Annotated in this window: 20 protein-coding genes; 14 read left to right on the top strand and 6 right to left on the bottom strand. The window is 62.4% G+C overall.

The genetic code is table 11. The features are described from left to right. Positions 1–76 precede the first annotated feature (76 nt). Positions 77–274, top strand: coding sequence for a hypothetical protein (locus EKO19_RS08970; RefSeq protein ID WP_129776099.1), 198 nt, complete (start codon positions 77–79; stop codon positions 272–274). Positions 275–362: 88 nt separating this feature from the next. Beyond that, entirely contained in the window at positions 363–1,139 is a 777-nt protein-coding gene (ygiD, locus tag EKO19_RS08975; protein ID WP_217705224.1) for a 4,5-DOPA-extradiol-dioxygenase, read from the top strand. Between the two features lie 237 nt (positions 1,140–1,376). On the opposite strand, the gene EKO19_RS08980 is transcribed toward ygiD, so the two are convergent. From EKO19_RS08980 to EKO19_RS08995, 4 genes are all read right to left on the bottom strand, one after another. Next, positions 1,377–1,832 carry a DUF4168 domain-containing protein gene (locus tag EKO19_RS08980; RefSeq protein WP_129776100.1) on the bottom strand — a complete coding sequence of 152 codons (456 nt, stop codon included), beginning with the start codon at positions 1,830–1,832 and terminating at the stop codon, positions 1,377–1,379. A 144-nt stretch (positions 1,833–1,976) separates the two neighbouring features. Then, positions 1,977–2,948: a YcjF family protein gene (locus EKO19_RS08985; protein WP_129776101.1), complete on the bottom strand. Its 972-nt coding sequence runs from the start codon at positions 2,946–2,948 to the stop codon at positions 1,977–1,979. Positions 2,949–2,978: 30 nt separating this feature from the next. After that, positions 2,979–3,902, bottom strand: coding sequence for a DMT family transporter (locus EKO19_RS08990; RefSeq protein ID WP_129776102.1), 924 nt, complete (start codon positions 3,900–3,902; stop codon positions 2,979–2,981). Between the two features lie 175 nt (positions 3,903–4,077). After that, the gene (locus EKO19_RS08995) at positions 4,078–5,922 is read right to left on the bottom strand and encodes an ABC transporter ATP-binding protein (protein WP_129776103.1); all 1,845 of its coding nucleotides are present in this window, start codon (positions 5,920–5,922) and stop codon (positions 4,078–4,080) included. Between the two features lie 77 nt (positions 5,923–5,999). Between EKO19_RS08995 and EKO19_RS09000 the strand changes: the two genes are divergently transcribed. Continuing rightward, a complete protein-coding gene (locus tag EKO19_RS09000; protein ID WP_129776104.1) occupies positions 6,000–6,473 on the top strand; it encodes a hypothetical protein in 474 nt (157 codons plus the stop codon). A 150-nt stretch (positions 6,474–6,623) separates the two neighbouring features. Here EKO19_RS09000 and EKO19_RS09005 read toward each other — a convergent pair whose 3' ends face one another. Then, the gene (locus EKO19_RS09005) at positions 6,624–7,661 is read right to left on the bottom strand and encodes a sulfate ABC transporter substrate-binding protein (protein WP_407676646.1); all 1,038 of its coding nucleotides are present in this window, start codon (positions 7,659–7,661) and stop codon (positions 6,624–6,626) included. Positions 7,662–8,060: 399 nt separating this feature from the next. On the opposite strand from EKO19_RS09005, the gene EKO19_RS09010 reads away from it, so the two are divergent. The 8 genes from EKO19_RS09010 to EKO19_RS09045 all read left to right on the top strand — a co-directional run bounded on the left by EKO19_RS09010 (position 8,061) and on the right by EKO19_RS09045 (position 15,244). Next, positions 8,061–9,446, top strand: a complete 1,386-nt coding sequence (locus EKO19_RS09010; RefSeq protein WP_246038861.1) for an anthranilate synthase component I family protein — start codon at positions 8,061–8,063, stop codon at positions 9,444–9,446. Next, positions 9,443–10,051 carry an anthranilate synthase component II gene (locus EKO19_RS09015; RefSeq protein WP_246038862.1) on the top strand — a complete coding sequence of 203 codons (609 nt, stop codon included), beginning with the start codon at positions 9,443–9,445 and terminating at the stop codon, positions 10,049–10,051. The genes EKO19_RS09010 and EKO19_RS09015 overlap by 4 nt, the downstream gene beginning before the upstream one ends. Further along, on the top strand, positions 10,048–11,091 hold the full coding sequence (trpD, locus tag EKO19_RS09020; RefSeq protein WP_129776107.1) for an anthranilate phosphoribosyltransferase: 1,044 nt from the start codon (positions 10,048–10,050) through the stop codon (positions 11,089–11,091). The genes EKO19_RS09015 and trpD overlap by 4 nt, the downstream gene beginning before the upstream one ends. Position 11,092: 1 nt before the next feature. After that, entirely contained in the window at positions 11,093–11,965 is an 873-nt protein-coding gene (locus tag EKO19_RS09025; protein WP_129776108.1) for an indole-3-glycerol phosphate synthase TrpC, read from the top strand. 157 nt (positions 11,966–12,122) lie between these two features. Next, positions 12,123–12,719 carry a phosphoribosylanthranilate isomerase gene (locus EKO19_RS09030; RefSeq protein ID WP_281281058.1) on the top strand — a complete coding sequence of 199 codons (597 nt, stop codon included), beginning with the start codon at positions 12,123–12,125 and terminating at the stop codon, positions 12,717–12,719. Then, entirely contained in the window at positions 12,716–13,960 is a 1,245-nt protein-coding gene (gene trpB, locus EKO19_RS09035) for a tryptophan synthase subunit beta (RefSeq protein ID WP_129776110.1), read from the top strand. Before EKO19_RS09030 ends, trpB begins: the two co-directional genes overlap by 4 nt. Further along, the gene (gene trpA, locus EKO19_RS09040) at positions 13,960–14,730 is read left to right on the top strand and encodes a tryptophan synthase subunit alpha (RefSeq protein WP_129776111.1); all 771 of its coding nucleotides are present in this window, start codon (positions 13,960–13,962) and stop codon (positions 14,728–14,730) included. The genes trpB and trpA overlap by 1 nt, the downstream gene beginning before the upstream one ends. Positions 14,731–14,893: 163 nt before the next feature. Then, positions 14,894–15,244, top strand: a complete 351-nt coding sequence (locus tag EKO19_RS09045) for a hypothetical protein (RefSeq protein ID WP_129776112.1) — start codon at positions 14,894–14,896, stop codon at positions 15,242–15,244. Here EKO19_RS09045 and EKO19_RS09050 read toward each other — a convergent pair. After that, the gene (locus EKO19_RS09050) at positions 15,228–16,724 is read right to left on the bottom strand and encodes a putative bifunctional diguanylate cyclase/phosphodiesterase (RefSeq protein WP_129776113.1); all 1,497 of its coding nucleotides are present in this window, start codon (positions 16,722–16,724) and stop codon (positions 15,228–15,230) included. The genes EKO19_RS09045 and EKO19_RS09050 overlap by 17 nt on opposite strands. A gap of 189 nt (positions 16,725–16,913) precedes the next feature. Between EKO19_RS09050 and EKO19_RS09055 the strand changes: the two genes are divergently transcribed. The 3 genes from EKO19_RS09055 to EKO19_RS09065 all read left to right on the top strand — a co-directional run bounded on the left by EKO19_RS09055 (position 16,914) and on the right by EKO19_RS09065 (position 18,589). Further along, positions 16,914–17,474: an LOG family protein gene (locus EKO19_RS09055; RefSeq protein WP_129776114.1), complete on the top strand. Its 561-nt coding sequence runs from the start codon at positions 16,914–16,916 to the stop codon at positions 17,472–17,474. A gap of 80 nt (positions 17,475–17,554) precedes the next feature. Next, positions 17,555–17,926, top strand: a complete 372-nt coding sequence (gene panD / locus EKO19_RS09060; RefSeq protein WP_129776115.1) for an aspartate 1-decarboxylase — start codon at positions 17,555–17,557, stop codon at positions 17,924–17,926. A gap of 12 nt (positions 17,927–17,938) precedes the next feature. Further along, positions 17,939–18,589, top strand: coding sequence for a DedA family protein (locus EKO19_RS09065; RefSeq protein WP_129776116.1), 651 nt, complete (start codon positions 17,939–17,941; stop codon positions 18,587–18,589). The last annotated feature ends 18 nt before the right edge of the window (positions 18,590–18,607 follow it).

The raw sequence follows: 18,607 nt of genomic DNA on the forward strand, positions 1-18,607 counted from the left end.
AGACACCCTGACGCGTTAGTCAGCGCGCAGGCGAACAGCGGCGCTTGAACCGGATTCCAGTCCGGGGAGCAGCGAGATGAAGAACAACTCCGAGACGCAGACCTGGAGCGAGTGGCAACAGGCTGTGGTGAAGCTGATTCGTGAAGACTTCAGCGAAGTACTCACCGAGGTGGGTGAGGAGGACGTGGACTGGGACGCGTGGCGCCCTCTCTACGAGCAAGGTCTGACGCCGCGAGACGCGGTGGCGGACGCCTTCCTGTTATTGCCGGCCTGACGCCGTCATAACACTTATGCGCGGCGGCCCATAGAAAGCCCGGGCCGCCCATCCAATACTCCAGGCTCTGCCACAACGGAGCCCTCGAGTGAGCGCATCCCAACGTTTGCCCGTGATCTTTTTCGGTCACGGCAATCCCATGAATGCCCTGGCCGACAATGTATACACGCGCGGCTGGCGGCAGATCTGCAGCACGTTTCCCAAACCCCGAGCGGTAGTGTGCGTGTCGGCACATTGGTATGTGCCATACACGGCGGTCACTGCCATGCAGTCGCCGCGAACCATTCATGATTTCGGTGGCTTCCCGCGCCAGCTGTTCGAGTTTCAGTATCCGGCGCCTGGCAGTCCTGAGATTGCGTCCCAGCTTTGGGATCTGGTGGGTGCGGAGCTCGACACCGAGTGGGGTTTGGATCACGGTTCGTGGAGCGTGCTGTGCCATTGCTATCCCGATGCCGATGTGCCGGTCTTGCAGCTCAGCATCGATGAGACGTTGACGGCGCAAGATCACTATCGACTCGGCGCCTCGCTCGCGCCGTTGCGAGAGCAGGGCATTCTGATCGTCGGCAGCGGCAACCTCGTTCACAACTTGCATACGTATGGTTGGGGGCGACGAGTGGTCGAGCCCTACGATTGGGCAGTGCGCTTCGAGCAGCAGGCGCGCGCGTGGATGCTCGCGGGCGAACATCAACCGCTGATCGACTATGAAACATTGGGCCAGGATGCAGCGCTGTCCGCGCCCACGCCAGATCATTACTTGCCGTTGTTATATGTATTAGGGGCACAGCTGCCCGGCGACAAAGTCAGTTTTCCCATCGAAGGCGTCGATGGCGGATCGATCTCGATGCTGACGGTGCAGCTGAGTTAGCAGATGACCTGACGATGCCGACCTCAGGCACATGGATGTGCCCGCCGCCCTGCGGCGGCTCCGAGGGAAAAATCGCATTTTTCCCATCGGAGCACGGCCGGCGCGACAGGAAGTCGCGATCGGCCGTCCGATAAAAAGACAGCCCGAAGTGATTTGAACACTTCGGGCTGCCCCGTGCAGGAAAACTCGGCTCCCCTTGGGCGGAAGTCGAATGTGCCGGGTGGCTCTATCCTCTGATTAGCCGCCGCCCTGACGTTCCTGCAACTTCGCCGCCACGCGCTCGCGCACGTCGGCATTGGCCGTCATCGTTTCCACGATCTGATTGAATTCGTCGACCTTCAGGCCGGACTTCTCGACCGCGGCGATCATGTCGGACTCAGCCTTCGCTTTGACCTGATCCGCCTGCGCCGGCTCCTTCGCCGTTTGCAGATCGTTGGCCGCCTTTTCCTGGATGGTCTGCACCGCGACGTATGCATCCGCGAACTGCTCGATCTTCTGATCGCTGATGGGTGTGGACGCAGCCGACTTCGCAGCGGGCGCCTCATTCATCGGCGGGGTCTGCGCCTCCGACGCGGGAGACGGATATTCCTGGGCAGGCGGTGCAGGCTCTTGCACCTGCGCCCATGCCGCGGGGGCTGCTACGGCGCTCGCGGCGAACAGCGCGGTGTAAAGAATGTGGGAACGTAAGTTCATGAGGATCTCCTCGTCTTGCGGCAATCTCCAGTGGTGAATACCGCCAGCGCAGACGAGGTTCCCCCACGCCCAAACATTTTGTAAGTTGCTGTCGTCACAGGCCGACGCGTGTGGTCAGCCATCGGACGTCACAACCAGCAGACACTAAGTGTTCTTTACCATCGACATCACCTGGCCCGCATCGAGCGTGCTGGCCTTGTGCTGGATCTCAGACGAGTACTGACCTTGTAATTGTTTGGCCTGGCCGAGCAACGATTGATAGGTCTGTTGAATCAGCGCCGTGTTCATCTGGCGACCGCCGGAGTAATAGCGCTTCGCGAGCTGGCCGAGTGCATACGTCGTTGCAAACGAGAATGCGGCGCCTGCAGTGGCGCGTCCGAGTCCGCGACCGAGCCCGCCCGCGACACTGCCCAGCAGACCACCGAGCAACTTGCGGCCGATCTGCTCGACGTATTGCGACGTGAGACCCACACCGGCCGTCGCGAGAAACTCCCGAATGTGACCTTTGTCGAGCTGAAAGCCGTAAGCCTGGCCGATCCGATACACCAGTTTGATTTGCAGCGGAATGATGGCCATGGTGGCCAACGATTGCGGCAACAGCTCGATCGCGCCATTCACTATCGAGTGATTGAGGATGTACTTATCCAGTTCGGCGTCGGACATCGTTGCCTGTCTCGCGCCGTTATCGATGGGCTGGGCGGTTGCAGTGGCCGCGGCGACAGGCGTATTCGGCAGCGGCGCATCGGCAAGCGCTGCCGCGTCCTTTTCAACTTGTGCCGTTTGCTGAGTGTCGAGATTCAGCGCGGCACGCAGCTCTTGCAGAAATTTTTGCTCGACGGGATTTGCGACCCCATCGGCATCGCACACACAGACCGCCATTTCATAGGCGAGTTGGCGATGAGAAGGATCGCTGAGCACGGCCGCCGCCTGCGCGACGTTCACTCGCTTGAGCAGTACGTTCTGATAAAGCTGCGACAGTTGCGGCGCGCCCGGCTCGCCAGTCAAGGACTCGGCGATGCGTTTGATCTCCTCACGTTCGCGCTCATCCTTGGCGCCGTCGCTGAATGCAGCCAGCAGGGCAATGGTCAGAACAGCTTCTTGCTCGCGAGCATTCATCGACGTCACCTGTTTCGTTGTGGCGCTCCGTTATTTCTTGGCGGCAGCGCGCTGTTGACTCAAGGCCACGCCCCCCAGAATCAATGCGCCGGCCACGGCCATGCTGAGGGTGAGCGGCTCACTCAGGAACACCCACGCCCAGATTACGCCGAACAGCGGCACCAGATAAGTCACGGTCGAGGTACGGGGCGCACCGATGCGATACAACAGCCTGTAATAAAGGAAGTACGCCAGGCCGGTGCACAGCACCCCTAACATGACCGCGGACAGCCAGGAAAGTGCCGGCGGAGGCACGCTCGGCCAGGTCGCGAACGCCAGCGGAGCGACGGCAACCGAGGCACACAGCACCGTGCCCGCCGCCACTGCGCTCGGAGGCAGGTCGTGCAAGTAACGCTTGGTGAAATTTCCACCAAAGCCATAAAGGATGGACGCGAGCACGCCGGCGAGAGCGGCCGGTAGCACACTGCCGCCGGAAGTCTTGCCGCTCGCGAGCACGGCGACACCGATGAAGCCGAGCAGCAAGCCGAGCGCACTGCGCTTGCTGATCTTCTCACCGAACAAGGCCCACGCGACGATGCTGGTGAACATCACGACCGTCGCATTGCTGATCGCAACCACACCGGCGGGCGCACGCTGTGCCGCCCAGGCGAAGAGCACGAATGGCGCGGCGGAGTTGATGATGCCGATGCCCAGGAAGCGCAACCAATGCGATGGTTTGATCATCTGCTTCACTCGCAACAGGAACGGCAGCAGGATCAGCGCTCCCAATGCCAGGCGCATTTCGACCAGGGCGAATGCGCCGAAGTCCTTGGCGGCGATGCGCATGAACAGGAATGAGCTGCCCCACACCGCGCCGAGCAGCAACAGCTCACCCGGCGTCAGCCAGGCGTGGACAGCCGGAGCAATGGGAGTGGCCGCGGCCGACGACCGCAATGTAGGTTCGGAGCTGGACATGGGGTTGACCGGAAAAGTGAGCGGCGCGTCGTCATGGACGGCCAGACAGCAGCGAGTCGCGGGACACAAATATCATTTGCGCCCCACGCTGTCACGGTGTTTGCCCGATATCGGCAGCGACTGTCCGGTGCGGATAACTTTAGTTGATGCCGACCCGGCGATCGATAAATCCGGGCTAACGATAGCCCTTGGCCTGTAACGAGAACAGATGCGAGTAGTGGCCGTTCAATTGCATCAGCGCATCGTGGCTGCCGCGCTCGATGATCCGACCATTCTCGATCACGACGATCTGGTCCGCCATGCGCACGGTGGAAAACCGATGCGAGATCAGGATCGCGATCCGGCCGCGAGTCAGGGTGCGGAAGTGCTCGAAGATGGTTGCTTCGGCGCTGGCATCCATGGCCGAGGTAGGTTCGTCGAGCACCAGGATGTCGGCACGTGAGCGCATGAACGCACGTGACAAAGCGATCTTCTGCCACTGACCGCCCGACAGCTCGCGCCCGTCGTTGAACCACTTGCCCAACGGGGTGCGATAGCCCGCCGGCAATGTTTCGACGATGGGGGCGGCCATGCCTTTCTCGCCCGCGTCACGCCAGCGCTCTTCATCCTCGAAGTGACGCACGTCGCCGGCGCCGATGTTTTCACCGAGCATCAGCTGATAGCGGGTGAAGTCCTGGAAGATCACACCGATGCGATCGCGCAGCGCGGTTTCATCCCACTCCTGCAGATCCTGGCCGTCGAGCAGCACGCGCCCGGACGTGGGTGCATACAGGCGCGTCAGCAGTTTGATCATGGTCGTTTTGCCCGAACCGTTCTCGCCGACCAGCGCCAGCGATTCACCCGGACGGATGTGCAGATCGATGTCGATCAGGGTCGGCTGCTCGGCGTCGGGATAAGTGAAACTCACTTTCTCGAAACGAATCCCGTCGTCGGGCTTCGGACCGCGCACGGCCACTCCTTTGTCGCCGTTCACTGGCGTTTCGAGGTAGTCGTACAGCGTCGACAGATACAAATTATCTTCGTACATGCCGCCGACCGCGGACAGGATCGCCGACACCGCCGACTGTCCCTGCCGGAACAGCATCAGATACATCGTCATCTGGCCCAGCGTGATGCGAGTGGCGATGGCGGAGAGCGCGATCCAGGCGTACGCACCGTATAGCGTCGCTGTCCCGATCAGCCCGAGAAAGAAACCCCATGTATCGCGACGGACCGTGAGATTGCGATCCTCGTGATACAGCTTGTTGAAAATGTTTCGATAGCGGTCGAGGAACAACGGGCCCAGATCGAACAGCTTCACTTCCTTGGCGTGATCCTCGCGTGCCAGCACGGTTTCCAGATACAGCTGCATGCGTGTTTCCGGCGAGCGCCAGAGAAACAAGCGGAACTTGTCGCCGGAGAATTTGGCCTCGGCCAGGAACGCTGGCAGACCCGCGAGAATCAGCAGCGCGACCGCCCAGGGCGAGAAGTGCAGCAGCAGTGAGCCGAAACTCAACAGCGAGATCGCGTTCTGTGCCAGGCCGAACGTGCGCGTCACCAGCGACAGCGGACGGCTCGATGCTTCGCGTCGCGCGCGAGTGAGCTTGTCGTAGAAGTCGGAGTTCTCGAAGTGCGACAGCTCGAGCGTCAATGCCTTTTCCAGGATCATGACGTTGACGCGCTGGCCGAGCTGCGCTCGCAGCAGCGATTGACATAGGTTGAGTCCACGCTGAGCGCCGGCGATCGCGGCGACGAGTGCGCCTTCGCCGGCGACCAGCCATAAGGCGTGGTTCGTTAATGCATCGCGCGTGTCTGGCGCTGCCTGAATGGCGGCAACCACCGCGTCGACTATCAGCGCACCAACGTAAGCGACGGCGGCGGGCAGGGCACCCGCGATCAGTGTCAGCAGCGCGAACGCAATCGTGAGCGGACGACTCGTGGTCCACACGAGCTCGAGCGCGCGAGTGCTGTAGGCGAAAACACCAGCGAAACCACGCGCCAGTTCAGGTTTTGTATTGGATGGGCGGCGCAATGAGCTCATGCGCGCGTCTTCGATTGCTTTGTCATCTTCAGCAGCACAGAATCTCCGTCATCCAGTTTTGCAAGCGATGGCCATTCATGAGCGATCCCAGGGATAAACGATCCCAGGAGCCACCTGCCCCACCGCAGAGCGACGACCCGCAGGGCGACAAGCGCTCCGGGCGGATCTCCTATGATGAGCGCGGCAATTCGGTGTGGGAATGGCAACTCGAGACCGGGGTCTATAGCCGCGACATCAGCACGCAGCGCCTGAAGAAGCTCGACCTGAACGACCTGTCCATCGCCGATACCGCCACTCACAAGGTACCGCCCGGTCTGGAGCAGCCCGAGCCGCCAAAGCCCAAGCCCGCCGGCGGCTTCAATCCTTACGACAATTCCTCGACAGCGCGCGGCAACGTTGGCACCAATCCGTACAATAGTGGCGGCAAAGCGCCACTCAAGCCCGCCGCCGCCGAGCCCAAGCGCAAGCCGGCGGACATGAGGAAGCTGCAGGAGTGGATGGAGCTGCGCAAGCGCGTCGAGCAGAACAAGCGCGAAGACGACGATGAATGAGAACAGGCCCTCCGAGTTGCAGAGGGCCTTTCTGTAAGAACCCCGGATCCATGGAATGTACCCTGCCGCTCGAGCGGCGGGCGCCGGGGAAAAATCGCATTTTCCCCCAGCCACGACCGTCGTGACAGGATGTCCGATCGGTCGTATGAATCAGTTCGGCACGTAAATCTGATCGAACACGCCGCCGTCCGCGAAGTGCACCTTCTGCGCCTGTTCCCAGCCGCCGAAATCCTTGATGGTCACCAGCGGCAATTTCGGGAAGGTCTTCGCGTACTTCGCGGCCACCGTCTGATCGATCGGGCGGTAGAAATTCCTGGCGATGATCTCCTGCGCCTCCGGGCTGTACAGGTACTTCAGGTACTCGGTCGCCACCTCCCGCGTGCCTCGCTTCAGCACGACCTTGTCGACCACCGTCACCGGCGGCTCGGCCAGAATGCTCAGGCTCGGTACCACGATTTCCACCTTGTCCGCGCCCAGCTCTTTAATAGAGAGGAACGCCTCGTTCTCCCAGGCCAGCAACACGTCGCCGATGCCGCGTTGAACGAACGTCGTCGTCGAGCCGCGGGCGCCGGTGTCGAGCACGGGCACGTGGCTATACAGCTTCTTCGTGTATTCCTTCGCCGAAGCTTCGCTGCCGCCGGGCTGTTTCAACGCCCACGCCCAGGCCGCGAGATAGTTCCAGCGCGCACCGCCTGACGTCTTCGGATTCGGCGTAATCACCTGCACATCGGGTTTGACCAGATCGGCCCAGTCCTTGATGCCTTTCGGATTGCCCTTGCGCACCAGGAACACGATGGTCGAGGTGTACGGAGAAGAGTTGTGCGGCAGGCGGGACTGCCAGTTCACCGGCAACAACTTGCCATTGGTGGCGAGCGCGTCGATATCGCCCGCGAGCGCCAAGGTCACAACGTCGGCCGGCAAGCCGTCGATGACGGTGCGCGCCTGTTTACCCGAGCCGCCGTGCGATTGTTTGACCGTGACTTTGTCGCCGGTCTTCTTCTCCCAGTAGGCCGCGAATGCCTTGTTGTAATCCTCGTAGAGCTCGCGCGTCGGATCGTAAGAAACATTCAGCAGGGTCACATCGGCGGCGTGTGCCACCGAACCGCTGAATGCGAAGCTGGCGAGCGCGATGCCCGCCCACTTGCGCCATGAAAACGATTTGGAACCCGTCATTGTGCTCTTCTCCAGGTCGTGTGTTGGGAGCGCCGCCCGCGGCAGCCTTGGGAGCATCGTAGGAGCCCCCCGGTGATGGGTCAGTCGGGGTAACGTGACAAAGGGGTATCAACCCGGGTGCGTAGGTAGAACTTGCGGACCCGGCCAGCGACCCGGCGCTAACCGGATTGCATACAGGGAAGTTGACTGAGGCTCGGGCGGCCGGTAATACTCACGCCCATGATTCAGTCGCTTGCATCCCATCGCTGGTGGTGGCGACCCTCACGGGAGAGGGCCGCTGGAGCTCGCTGGGCGTAACAAACCACACACTAGCCAAGCATCCAAAGAACCCATCTCCGCGCACCGATCCGGAGATGGGTTTTTTATCGCCCCTCGCCGGACCGAAGAGCACGGTTCATCGCCGAGGACAGTTCAGTGCAACCACCCTTCGACATCGCCGCAGACCTGGATACTCCAGTCTCGGCCTATTTGAAGCTCAAGCCGTTCAAGCCGCGCTTTCTGCTGGAAAGCGTCGAGGGCGGCGAACGGCTGGCGCGGTATTCCTTCATCGGTTTCGGCGATTGCCTGGAGGTCCGGCTCGATGAGCGGGGCCTGAGCATCGACGGGCGCATCGGCCCGCCGCCGCAAACCCAAGCCGAGTTGCTGAGCGCGCTGCGAAGTGCATTGGCCCGCGCACCCCAGCCCAGCCCGCAGATTCCCGGCGTGCCATTGCCGGGCGGCCTGGTCGGTGCCGCGAGCTACGATTTGGTGCGGCGCTTCGAGCGCCTTCCACCCCGAATTCCCCTGGCTGAGCCCACTCCCGAAGCGCACTACCTCGCGCCTCGATCCTTGCTGGTGTTCGACCATCTCACTCGCGGCGTCGCCTTGTTGCACGCGGGCAGCGAAAGCGAGCGAATCGCTCTGCGCCGGGAAGTGATCAAGGCATTGCGCGGTGGCATTCCCGCCAGCGACAAGAAGATCAAGTATTCGCCGGCCGTCGGCAGCCTCACCGAAGAGCAGTACATCCAGGGTGTGCATCGCGTGAAGGAGTACATCGCCGCCGGCGATGTGTATCAGCTGGTGTTGTCGGTGCGCTTCGCCGGGCTGTGTGACCTCGAACCGTTCGAGGCCTATCGCGCGCTGCGTCTGCTGAATCCCTCTCCTTATATGTACTTCTGTGAGCTCGGTGACGCGACCATCGTCGGCTCTTCGCCGGAAGCGTTGGTGAAGTTGTCGCGCGGCCGCGGCTCGATGCGTCCTATCGCCGGCACCCGGCCGCGCGGTCGCGATTCGGTCGAAGATGCTTTGTTACAAAAAGAGTTGCTCGCCGATCCGAAGGAAAATGCCGAACACATCATGCTCGTCGATCTGGCCCGCAACGATCTGGGTCGGGTCGCAAAGGCCGGCACCGTCAATGTGAATCCTTATCGCAGCATCGAGCGTTACAGCCACGTGATGCACATCGTCAGCGGTGTGAACGGTGAGCTCGCTCCGGGTAAGGATGCATTCGACTTGTTCGCCGCCGCGTTCCCGGCCGGCACGCTGGTCGGTGCGCCGAAAGTGCGTGCGATGGAAATCATCGATGAATTGGAGCCGGTACGACGAGGCTTCTACGGCGGCACTGTCGGCTACTTCGGTCACGGCGGCGACATGGATCACGCGATCACCATCCGCACGATGGTCTTCCGCGGCGATACTTATAGTTATCAAGCAGGCGCGGGGGTGGTCGCGGACAGCGTCCCGGCCGCCGAATATCAAGAAGTCCTGGCCAAGAGCGCCATCCTGCGTCGTGCCCTGGCGTTGGCGGAGGAAGGGTTGTGAGCAACCAGCAAGAAACAGCACGTCTGCTGCTGATCGATAACTACGATTCGTTCACCTACAACCTGGTGCAGGCCTTCATGGTGCTCGGCGCGGAAGTGCTCGTGCATCGGAACGACAGCATCACCGTCGAGCAGGCGAAGTCGTTGCAGCCCACGCATCTGTGCATCTCGCCGGGTCCGGGCACTCCTTACGATGCCGGCGTGTCGATGCGGATGATCGAAGCGTTCGCCGGCGAAGTGCCGATCTTCGGTGTGTGCCTCGGACACCAGTCGCTCGTTGAAGTCTTCGGCGGCAAAGTGGTCCGGGCCGGCCGTCTCATGCACGGCAAGACGTCGCTGGTTCATCACGATGGCCAGAGCATTCTGAAGAACCTGCCCGAGCCGTTCGAAGCGGGCCGCTATCACTCGTTGATCGCGCAGCCCGACACGCTGCCCGATTCGCTCGAAGTGACCGCGCGCACCGATGAAGGCGAAATCATGGGCGTGCGGCACAAGACCTTCACCATCGAAGGCGTGCAGTTCCATCCCGAAAGCGTGCTGACCCCGCAAGGGCCGGTGCTGATGGGCAACTTCCTGCAGCAGCGGTCCGGCAAGCGAGCGGCATGAACATGCGCCAGACGCTCGAACGATTGCTCGACCGCAATAACTTGAGCGAGCAGGAAGCCTCGGAGCTGTTGGTGGCATTGACCGATCCGACGCTCGCTCCAGCCATGGGCGGCGCGGTCCTGGCAGCGTTGCGGGCGAAAGGCGTGACGGCGGATGAAGTGCGCGGTTTCGCGAAGAGCATGCGCAAGCTGGCGCGTCGCCCCGAGTTGCCGCCGGGCGGACCGCTGGTCGACATGGTCGGCACGGGCGGTGACGGTTCGGGCAGTTTCAATCTCTCCACGGGCGCGGCGTTGCTGGTGGCGGCGATGGGCATTCGAGTCGCCAAGCATGGCACCAGCTCGGTTTCCAGTCGCAGCGGTAGCGCGGATGTCATACGCGCGCTCGGCTTGAATCTGCCGCTCGATGAGCGGGCGGCGGGGGAATGTCTGGGCGAGACGGGATTTACGTTTTTTTTCGCGCCTCACTATCACCCGGCCATGAAGGCCGTGATGCCGATTCGCCAGGCGCTCGGTGTGCGCACGGTCTTCAATATTCTGGGTCCGCTGTCGAATCCCGCCGAGCCGGAGTTTCATTTGATCGGTGCATACAACGTCGACATCGCGGCGTTGATGGCCGAGACGATGGCGGGCATGCCGTTGCAGCGCGCTTACGTCGTGCACGGCGCGTCGGGATGGGACGAGGCGACGCCGATCGGGCCCTTTACCCTGTTCGATGTCACGCCGGGAAAGGTCACGCGGACGACGCGGAGTGCCGAGGAATTCATGCTGCCCCAGTGCAGCGTCGAAGACTTGAAGGGTGGCGATGCGGCCTACAACGCCGAGCATCTGCGCGCCGTTTTGGAAGGGCGGGAGCAGGGAGCTCATCGCAACGCGTTGATCCTGCAAGCCGCGCTGGTGCTCGAATTGCTCGGCAAAGCCGCTTCGGCGCAGGATGCGGCGCATATGGCGCAGGATGCCATCGAGAGCGGCGCCGGGCGGCGTCTGCTGGAAAAATTGACGGCTTTCGGCCAGAAGCAATCGGCCGTGAGCCAGGGGCGCTGATATGTCCGGCTTGCTTGCTCAAATGACTCAATCGAGCCAGACGCGGCTCGAAGAAGCGCGTGCGCGCGAATCCGAAAAGGCGTTGTGGGCGCGGGCCTGCGACATGCCGCCGGCGCCACCGCTGCGATTGTCGCCCGAGGGTTTCGACGTCATCGCCGAGTGCAAATTGCATTCGCCTTCGGCGGGTGATTTATCCGCCAACACCAGCGACGTGGAAAGTCGCGTCACTGAATATGCCTGTGGTGGCGCGTGTGCGGTGTCCGTGCTCACTGAGCCGTTGCGATTCGGTGGCAAGCTCGAGCATCTGACCCAAGCCGCGCGCGTGCTCGCGCCTCACAACGTGCCGGTGATGCGCAAAGACTTTCTGATCGATCCTTATCAAGTGATCGAAGGTCGTGTGGCGGGCGCGGGCGGCGTGCTCGTCATCGTGCGCATGCTCGACAAGAGCCGCATCACGGCGCTGCTCGACTGCGCGTGCATGTTGAAGATGTTCGTGCTGCTCGAAGCGTTCGACGCCGCCGATCTGCAGATCGCGCGCGAAGTGCTGGCGCTGCGACGAGGTCACGATGAGCAGATCCTGGTCGGGCTCAATTGCCGCGATCTCGACAAGCTCACGGTCGAGTTGTCGCGCTTGTCGGATCTCGCCGATAGCATGCCGACCGGTTTTGCACCGGTGGCAGAGAGCGGCGTGAATACGCTCGAGGATGTGACGAAGATCGTGAGCCTCGGCTATCGCGTCGCTCTGATCGGCACGACGCTGATGAAGGCGCCGCAGCCGCGAGAGTTGCTGGGCAAGATGCTCGCGACCGGGCGCCAGACCGCGATGGGTATGGCCACTCGCAAGCTGCGCATCGCGAAGGGCGAAGTGAGCTGAGAATGATGGCCGCACGACCCACAATGCTGGTACTCGACCGTTGCCTCGACGGTACGCGTCGCTGCCATCACGCAGGGCACGACATCGCTGCCATCGACGGCGACCAGTGCATCCAGAAAATGGCGATCACGCACACGGTTGGGCTGTGAGCGAGGGCATGTGGGTCAAGGTGTGTGGGTTGACTACGCCCGACGCTGTGGCAGCTGCAGTCGACGCAGGCGTGGACGCCGTCGGTTTCGTCTTCGCCGAGTCGAAGCGCCGGGTTACCGCTCAACAAGCGGCGGAGCTGGCGCGTGATGTGCCTCGGAACATCGTGCGAGTCGCGGTGATGTTGCATCCGTCGCAGACCGAGCTCGATGAGGTGTGGTCGCAGTTCCGGCCGGACGTTCTGCAAACGGACGCCGACGATCTCGCGACCTTGCGGATACCGGCGGACTTGAAAGTAACGCCGGTGTTTCGCGCCGGCCGCGAGCTGCCGACGATGTTGCCGTCGCGGTTGCTGTTCGAAGGGCCGACCAGCGGCACGGGCGAGACGACGGATTGGTCGGCCGCCGCCAGGCTCGCGGCTCGCACACAACTGATCTTGGCCGGCGGGCTGAAGCCGTCGAACGTTGCCGATGCGATCGCTGCGGCCAAGCCGTGGGGTGTCGATGTGAGCAGCGGTGTCGAGGCCCGGCCCGGTGTGAAGGATCCACAGAAGATTTATGACTTTGTCCGTATCGCAAGAGCGGCGGGCAGCGGAGCAGTGAAATGAAATATTCCTTGAGCAAGAGCGAACAGCAGACGCTGATCGCCAACGTCCAGCAGGATGCCTATCCCGACGAGCGCGGCCGCTTCGGTCCCTTCGGCGGTCGCTATGTACCGGAGACGCTGGTGCCAGCGCTCAACCGGTTGCAGGTAGGGGTGGACAAATATCTGCACGATCCGGAGTTCCTGCGCGAATTTCACGACGAGCTGCATAATTGGGTCGGTCGCGCCACGCCGCTGACCTTCGCGCGCACGCTGTCGGAGAAGTGGGGCGCTGAGGTCTGGTTGAAGCGTGAAGATCTCGCGCACACCGGCGCGCACAAGATCAACAACTCCATCGGCCAGGTGCTGCTGGCGAAGAAACTCGGCGCGAAGCGAGTGATCGCCGAGACTGGCGCGGGTCAACATGGGGTTGCATCGGCTGCCGCGTGCGCACGGCTCGGCATGCCGTGCACCGTGTATATGGGCTCGGTCGACATGGAGCGTCAGGCGCCGAACGTCGGCCGCATGAAGTTGCTCGGTGCGACGGTCGTTCCGGTTACCAGTGGCGACAAAACTCTGCGCGCTGCTGTCGACGAGGCGCTGCGTGATTGGGTGTCCGATCCGAACGGCACGTATTACTGCCTGGGCTCGGCCATCGGCCCACATCCCTATCCTTACATCGTGCGTGAGCTGCAGTCGGTCATCGGCCGCGAGGCTCGCGTGCAGATTCTCGAGCGCACCGGCAAGTTGCCCGACCTCGTGGTCGCGTGCGTCGGCGGCGGCTCGAATGCGATCGGCATGTTTCATCCGTTCGTCAAAGACAAAGACGTGCAGATGCTGGGCCTCGAAGCGGGCGGCATCGGCGCGGGGCTCGGCCAGAATGCGGCGTCCATCGCCTACGGCACCCCGGGCGTCCTGCAAGGGTGCTTCTCGTTGTTGTTACAGGACGAGAACGGTCAGATTCAGGAAACCCATTCCGTGTCGGCCGGTCTCGACTATCCCGGTGTCGGTCCGGAGCATGCACTGCTCGCGAGCATCGAGCGCGTGAAGTATGAAGCCGTGAACGACGACGACGCGCTCGCCGCGTTGGCTGAGTGTTGCGCGGCCGAAGGCATTCTGCCCGCGATCGAATCGTCGCATGCGCTGGCCGGCGCGAAACGTTACGCCCTCGCCAATCCAGGCAAGCGCATTCTGATCGCGCTCTCCGGTCGCGGCGACAAAGACATGCCGACGCTGCAACGTACTCTGTTGAAGGATGTGCTCTGATGCCCGCTCGTGATTCCATCAGCACCGCGATTCGCAACCGGCGCGCCACGGGTCAGCCGGCGCTGATTGCTTACATCACCGCGGGCTTTCCCAAAAAGGAAGGTTTCATTCAGCAGCTGAACGCGGTCGGCGCCGTGGCCGATGTCGTCGAAGTCGGTGTGCCGTTCACCGATCCGATGGCCGACGGCACGACCATTCAGCGTTCCAGTCGGGCCGCTCTGGAGCAGGGCGTGTCGTTGCGCTGGATCCTGCAAGAACTGACCCGTGCGGAAGTGAAGCCGCAGGCGCCGTTGTTGTTGATGAGCTATCTGAATCCGTTGCTCGCCTATGGCATCGGCAAGTTGCCCGAGGACGCGGCGCGCGCCGGCATCGCGGGCTTCATCGTTCCCGATCTGCCGTTCGAAGAAAGCCACGAGTTGCGTAACGCGCTGGATGCGCGCGGTCTGGCGCTCGTTCAGTTTGTGACACCGGTGACTCCGACCGAACGCATGCAGATGCTGACCGCGGGCAGCGGCGGTTTCATTTATGCGGTCACCATGACAGGCACGACCGGCAAGAACGTGGCCGTCCCTGAAGAAGTGTTGCAATACTTCGAACGGGTCAAAAAGATTTCGCCAGTGCCGGTGTGCGCGGGCTTCGGCATTCGCAGTCGTGAGCAAGTGCAGCGGCTGGCGCCGTTCATCGATGGCGCGATCGTCGGCTCCGCGCTGGTGGAAGTACTGGAGCGCGGCGAAGATCCCGCGAAATTTCTGCGCTCGTTACGCGAGTAAGCAGCTCGTCGGCACTGTCGTGCGCGAGAGACGGTAAATATTTCCAACAAATGAACGCGCCGCTACGTTCAAATGACGCAGCGGCGCGATGGGTCCATGGTTCACTTGCGCTGCAGCCGCGACTCCAGGAACAATCTGCCAAACGATGATGTGGGCGGGAGTGATGGCGTCGAAGTCTCCAGGTTTTTTCGCAGGGCTGTTCGGGGCCAAGAAAGCCCCTGAGCAAGCTCGTCCGGCTACCCAGAACAATCCTTATCACGCTGTGTCGGTGCTGCCCGGCACCGATGCCTGCGCCGCTGCGTATCGATTCTCCGGCCAGCGTTTCCTGTCACGACAAGCGCCGCGCTTGCCGCTACCCAGCTGTGATGCAGCGACTTGCGCCTGCCGGTTCAAACATCACAAGGATCGTCGCTCCGGGCCGCGCCGTAACAGCGATATCGGCATGGTGATGGCGGGATTTTCAGGACACGAGCGCCGCCAGACGCGCGGCCGCCGCTCTACCGATCGTTACTAGCGCTTTCCGGCGAGAACGCTGACAGGCGGCTCTGCGTACGGAGCATGTCCTCTTCGGTCAGCTCCGGAAGATCGGCGCGCAGCTTCAGCAACAGCGCTTCGAACGCCGCGGCCGGCACTGCCGGGCTACAGAAGAATCCTTGATATTGATCGCAGCCCAACTCGCGCAAATAGCCGAGTTGCTCGGCGGTTTCGACTCCTTCCGCCACGACTCGCAGTCGCAAGTTGTGGGCAAGCGAGATGATGGCTTTGACGATGGAGGCGTCGTCCGGGCTGGACATCAGATCGCGCACGAAGCTGCGATCGATCTTGAGCTTGTCGAGCGGGAAGCGCCGCAGATAACTCAAGCTGGAATAGCCGGTGCCGAAATCGTCGATGGAAATGTGCACGCCCATGGTGCTCAGGAATTCCAGGGTCGATGCCGACTTCTCGGCGTCGTCCATGATGGCGCTTTCGGTGAGCTCGAGCTCCAGATAACCGGGCTGCAGTTGCGCCTCGTCGAGCGCCGAGCGAACCACGGCGACCAGATCGACGTGCCGGAACTGCTTGGCCGAAAGATTCACCGCCACGCGCACCGGCGACATTCCTGAATCGATCCACGCACGCACCTGCCGGCAGGATTCGCGCAGCACCCATTCACCGATCTGCACGATCAGTCCGGTGTCCTCGGCAATGGGAATGAAAGCATTCGGCGGCACCAGCCCTCGCGTGGGATGACGCCAGCGGAGCAGCGCCTCGGCGCTACGAATGCGATTGGTGCCGATGTCGACTTTGGGCTGATAGTGCAGCTCCAACTGGCCCAGTTCGATCGCGCGACGCAGATCGTTTTCCAGCGCCACGCGCTCGTCCGCGGCATTCGACATTTCCAGCGCATAGAAACGATAGCTGCCGCGGGTCGCCGCTTTCGCGCTGCGCAGTGCCATCTCCGCCCGGCGCAGTAAGACGTCGAAAGTCTCGCCGTCGAGCGGGTACATGCTGACGCCCATGGTCAGCGAGGTGTGAATATCGAACGACGCAATCACGAACGGCTCGCGCACTGCCTCGGTGATCTTGTTGACCAGCGTTTCGGCTTCGCGCGGGCCCTTCAAGTCGCGGGCAATGATGGTGAACTCGTCGCCCGCCAGTCGAGCGAGGACGTTGTTGTAGCCGAGCACGCCCTGCAGCCGCTGCGAGAGCGCGAGCAGCAGTTCATCGCCAGCCTGGTGGCCGAGGGAGTCGTTGAGGGGTTTGAGGCGGTCAACGTTCAGGACGATGACGGCGAATTCATTGCCGCTGTTCTTGGCCTCGACAATGGCCTGGGCGGCCACTGCGGCCGCGGCGCGTCGGGTGGGCAGGCCGGTCAGGTAATCGGCGCCGTCGCGCCGGCGCAGGACCCGCTCCCGATGCAGCTGGATCGCAAACCAGGTGGCAATGGCCGTCGGTGCCACGAGGATTGCGAGCAACGGCAAATACGCCAACCAGTATTGAAAGGTCCCTTGCATGTAGACAAAAAGTCATCCTGCCCCGCCTGCCGCGAGACGTCTGTTGAACATATCGGGCACGGACCCCGCGGCTTGAGCGCCCTGAGCCCAAAGAACACCGACAGCCATCGTCCAAGTGACGAAGTGTGCGCCGGTTCGCACCGCTCGTCGTCTCGATTAACGTAATGCCACCTCGGTTAGAATCGTGGCATGCACTCCATTTGTGTGTTTTGTGGTTCCAGCCCCGGCAGCCGTCCCGACTACAGGGACCTGGCCCACGAGACCGGTCGCCTGATCGCCGAGCGGGGGCTGACGCTGGTTTACGGCGGCGGCAAGGCGGGGCTGATGGGGGTGCTCGCGGACGCGGCGCTGGCGGCTGGCGGGCGGGTCATCGGGATCATTCCCCAGATGCTGCTGGATCGGGAAGTGGGCCACACCGGGCTGACGGACCTGCGCGTTGTCAGAACTTTGTCGGAGCGAAAATTCCAGATGGGCGTGTTGTCCGACGCCTTTCTGAGCCTGCCTGGCGGCATCGGCACCATGGATGAGCTGTTCGAGGCCTGGAGCTGGAGCCAGCTCGGACTCCATACCAAGCCGAGCGGCCTGCTGAACTTCCAGGGCTATTACGACCCCCTGGTCCAGTTTCTGGACCTGACCGTCACCGAGGGCTTTCAGCGGCCACAGCATCGGGCGGCGCTGCTGGTCGGGACCGAGGTCGGGCCGCTGCTCGATCAGCTGCAGGCCGCCGCCCAGAGCGCTCCGGCGCCATAATCCTGCTGCCACCTCTCTCCTTGACACTGATCCGCCTCGCCTGCAGCCTTCGGGCCGCTCATCGACCCTAGAGGATCTCCATGTTCCGAACCATGCTCCAGGCCAAGCTGCACCGGGTGCGCGTGACTCAAGCCGATCTCGATTACGAGGGTTCGTGTGGCATCGATGAAGGGCTGCTGGAGGCGTCCGGGCTCCGGGAAAATCAGTACATCGAGCTGTATAACGTCAACAACGGCGAGCGCTTCTCGACCTACATCATCAAGGCGCCCCGCGGCTCCGGTGCGATCTCGCTGAACGGCGCGGCCGCCCGCCGGGCGATGGTCGGCGATCTGCTGATCATCTGTGCGTACTCGCAATACTCGGAGGCCGAAGTGGAGCAGCATCAGCCCATCGTCGTGCTGGTCGACGAACACAACCAGCCCCGCGTGAAACCGCTGCGGGCCGCGTCTTAAGGCGCCGTCCGCATGGAGCTGGTCACCTGGTTCATCGATTTCATTCTGCATCTCGATAAACATCTCATCGAGCTGATCGCCGATTATTCCTACTGGATCTACGCGATCCTGTTCCTGATCATCTTTTGCGAGACCGGCGTGGTGGTGACGCCGATTCTTCCCGGCGACTCGCTGTTGTTTGCTCTGGGTGCATTGGCGGCCGTCGATACCACCGGCACCTTGAATGCGCCGGCGTTATGGGCGCTGCTGATGGTGGCCGCGTGGCTCGGCGATGCCACCAATTTTCGTATCGGCCGGGCGGTGGGGCCCAAGGCGTTCAGCGGCACCATTCCGTGGCTGAAGAAGGAATATCTGGATCGGACGCACGCGTTCTATGAGAAGTACGGCGGCAAGACCATCGTGCTGGCGCGCTTCGTGCCGATCGTGCGGACGTTCGCGCCGTTCGTGGCAGGCGTCGGCGACATGAATCGAGCGAAGTTCTTCACCTATAACCTGCTGGGCGGGTTCCTGTGGGTGTCGATCTTCATCTGGGGCGGTTACCTGTTCGGTAACGTGCCGCTGATCAAGGAAAACTTCGGCATCGTCACGATTGCGATCATCGTGATCTCGGTGCTGCCGGTGGTGTGGGAGCTGATCCGGCCGAACAAACCGGCCGGCGCGTAACGTGGCCTGCGGCCGGCG

Origin of the sequence: Peristeroidobacter soli, from assembly GCF_004138485.1 — a bacterium.
Classification (GTDB): Bacteria; Pseudomonadota; Gammaproteobacteria; order Steroidobacterales; family Steroidobacteraceae; genus Steroidobacter; species Steroidobacter soli.

Excerpts from the sequence above, each read along its gene's own strand:
- EKO19_RS08970 (WP_129776099.1), top strand. The coding sequence starts at position 77 with ATGAAGAACAACTCCGAGACGCAGACCTGGAGCGAGTGGCAACAGGCT.
- EKO19_RS08980 (WP_129776100.1), bottom strand. The coding sequence starts at position 1,832 with ATGAACTTACGTTCCCACATTCTTTACACCGCGCTGTTCGCCGCGAGC.
- EKO19_RS08985 (WP_129776101.1), bottom strand. The coding sequence starts at position 2,948 with ATGAATGCTCGCGAGCAAGAAGCTGTTCTGACCATTGCCCTGCTGGCT.
- EKO19_RS08990 (WP_129776102.1), bottom strand. The coding sequence starts at position 3,902 with ATGTCCAGCTCCGAACCTACATTGCGGTCGTCGGCCGCGGCCACTCCC.
- EKO19_RS08995 (WP_129776103.1), bottom strand. The coding sequence starts at position 5,922 with ATGAGCTCATTGCGCCGCCCATCCAATACAAAACCTGAACTGGCGCGT.
- EKO19_RS09000 (WP_129776104.1), top strand. The coding sequence starts at position 6,000 with ATGAGCGATCCCAGGGATAAACGATCCCAGGAGCCACCTGCCCCACCG.
- trpD (WP_129776107.1), top strand. The coding sequence starts at position 10,048 with ATGAACATGCGCCAGACGCTCGAACGATTGCTCGACCGCAATAACTTG.
- EKO19_RS09025 (WP_129776108.1), top strand. The coding sequence starts at position 11,093 with ATGTCCGGCTTGCTTGCTCAAATGACTCAATCGAGCCAGACGCGGCTC.
- EKO19_RS09030 (WP_281281058.1), top strand. The coding sequence starts at position 12,123 with ATGTGGGTCAAGGTGTGTGGGTTGACTACGCCCGACGCTGTGGCAGCT.
- trpB (WP_129776110.1), top strand. The coding sequence starts at position 12,716 with ATGAAATATTCCTTGAGCAAGAGCGAACAGCAGACGCTGATCGCCAAC.
- trpA (WP_129776111.1), top strand. The coding sequence starts at position 13,960 with ATGCCCGCTCGTGATTCCATCAGCACCGCGATTCGCAACCGGCGCGCC.
- EKO19_RS09045 (WP_129776112.1), top strand. The coding sequence starts at position 14,894 with ATGGCGTCGAAGTCTCCAGGTTTTTTCGCAGGGCTGTTCGGGGCCAAG.
- EKO19_RS09050 (WP_129776113.1), bottom strand. The coding sequence starts at position 16,724 with ATGCAAGGGACCTTTCAATACTGGTTGGCGTATTTGCCGTTGCTCGCA.
- EKO19_RS09055 (WP_129776114.1), top strand. The coding sequence starts at position 16,914 with ATGCACTCCATTTGTGTGTTTTGTGGTTCCAGCCCCGGCAGCCGTCCC.
- panD (WP_129776115.1), top strand. The coding sequence starts at position 17,555 with ATGTTCCGAACCATGCTCCAGGCCAAGCTGCACCGGGTGCGCGTGACT.
- EKO19_RS09065 (WP_129776116.1), top strand. The coding sequence starts at position 17,939 with ATGGAGCTGGTCACCTGGTTCATCGATTTCATTCTGCATCTCGATAAA.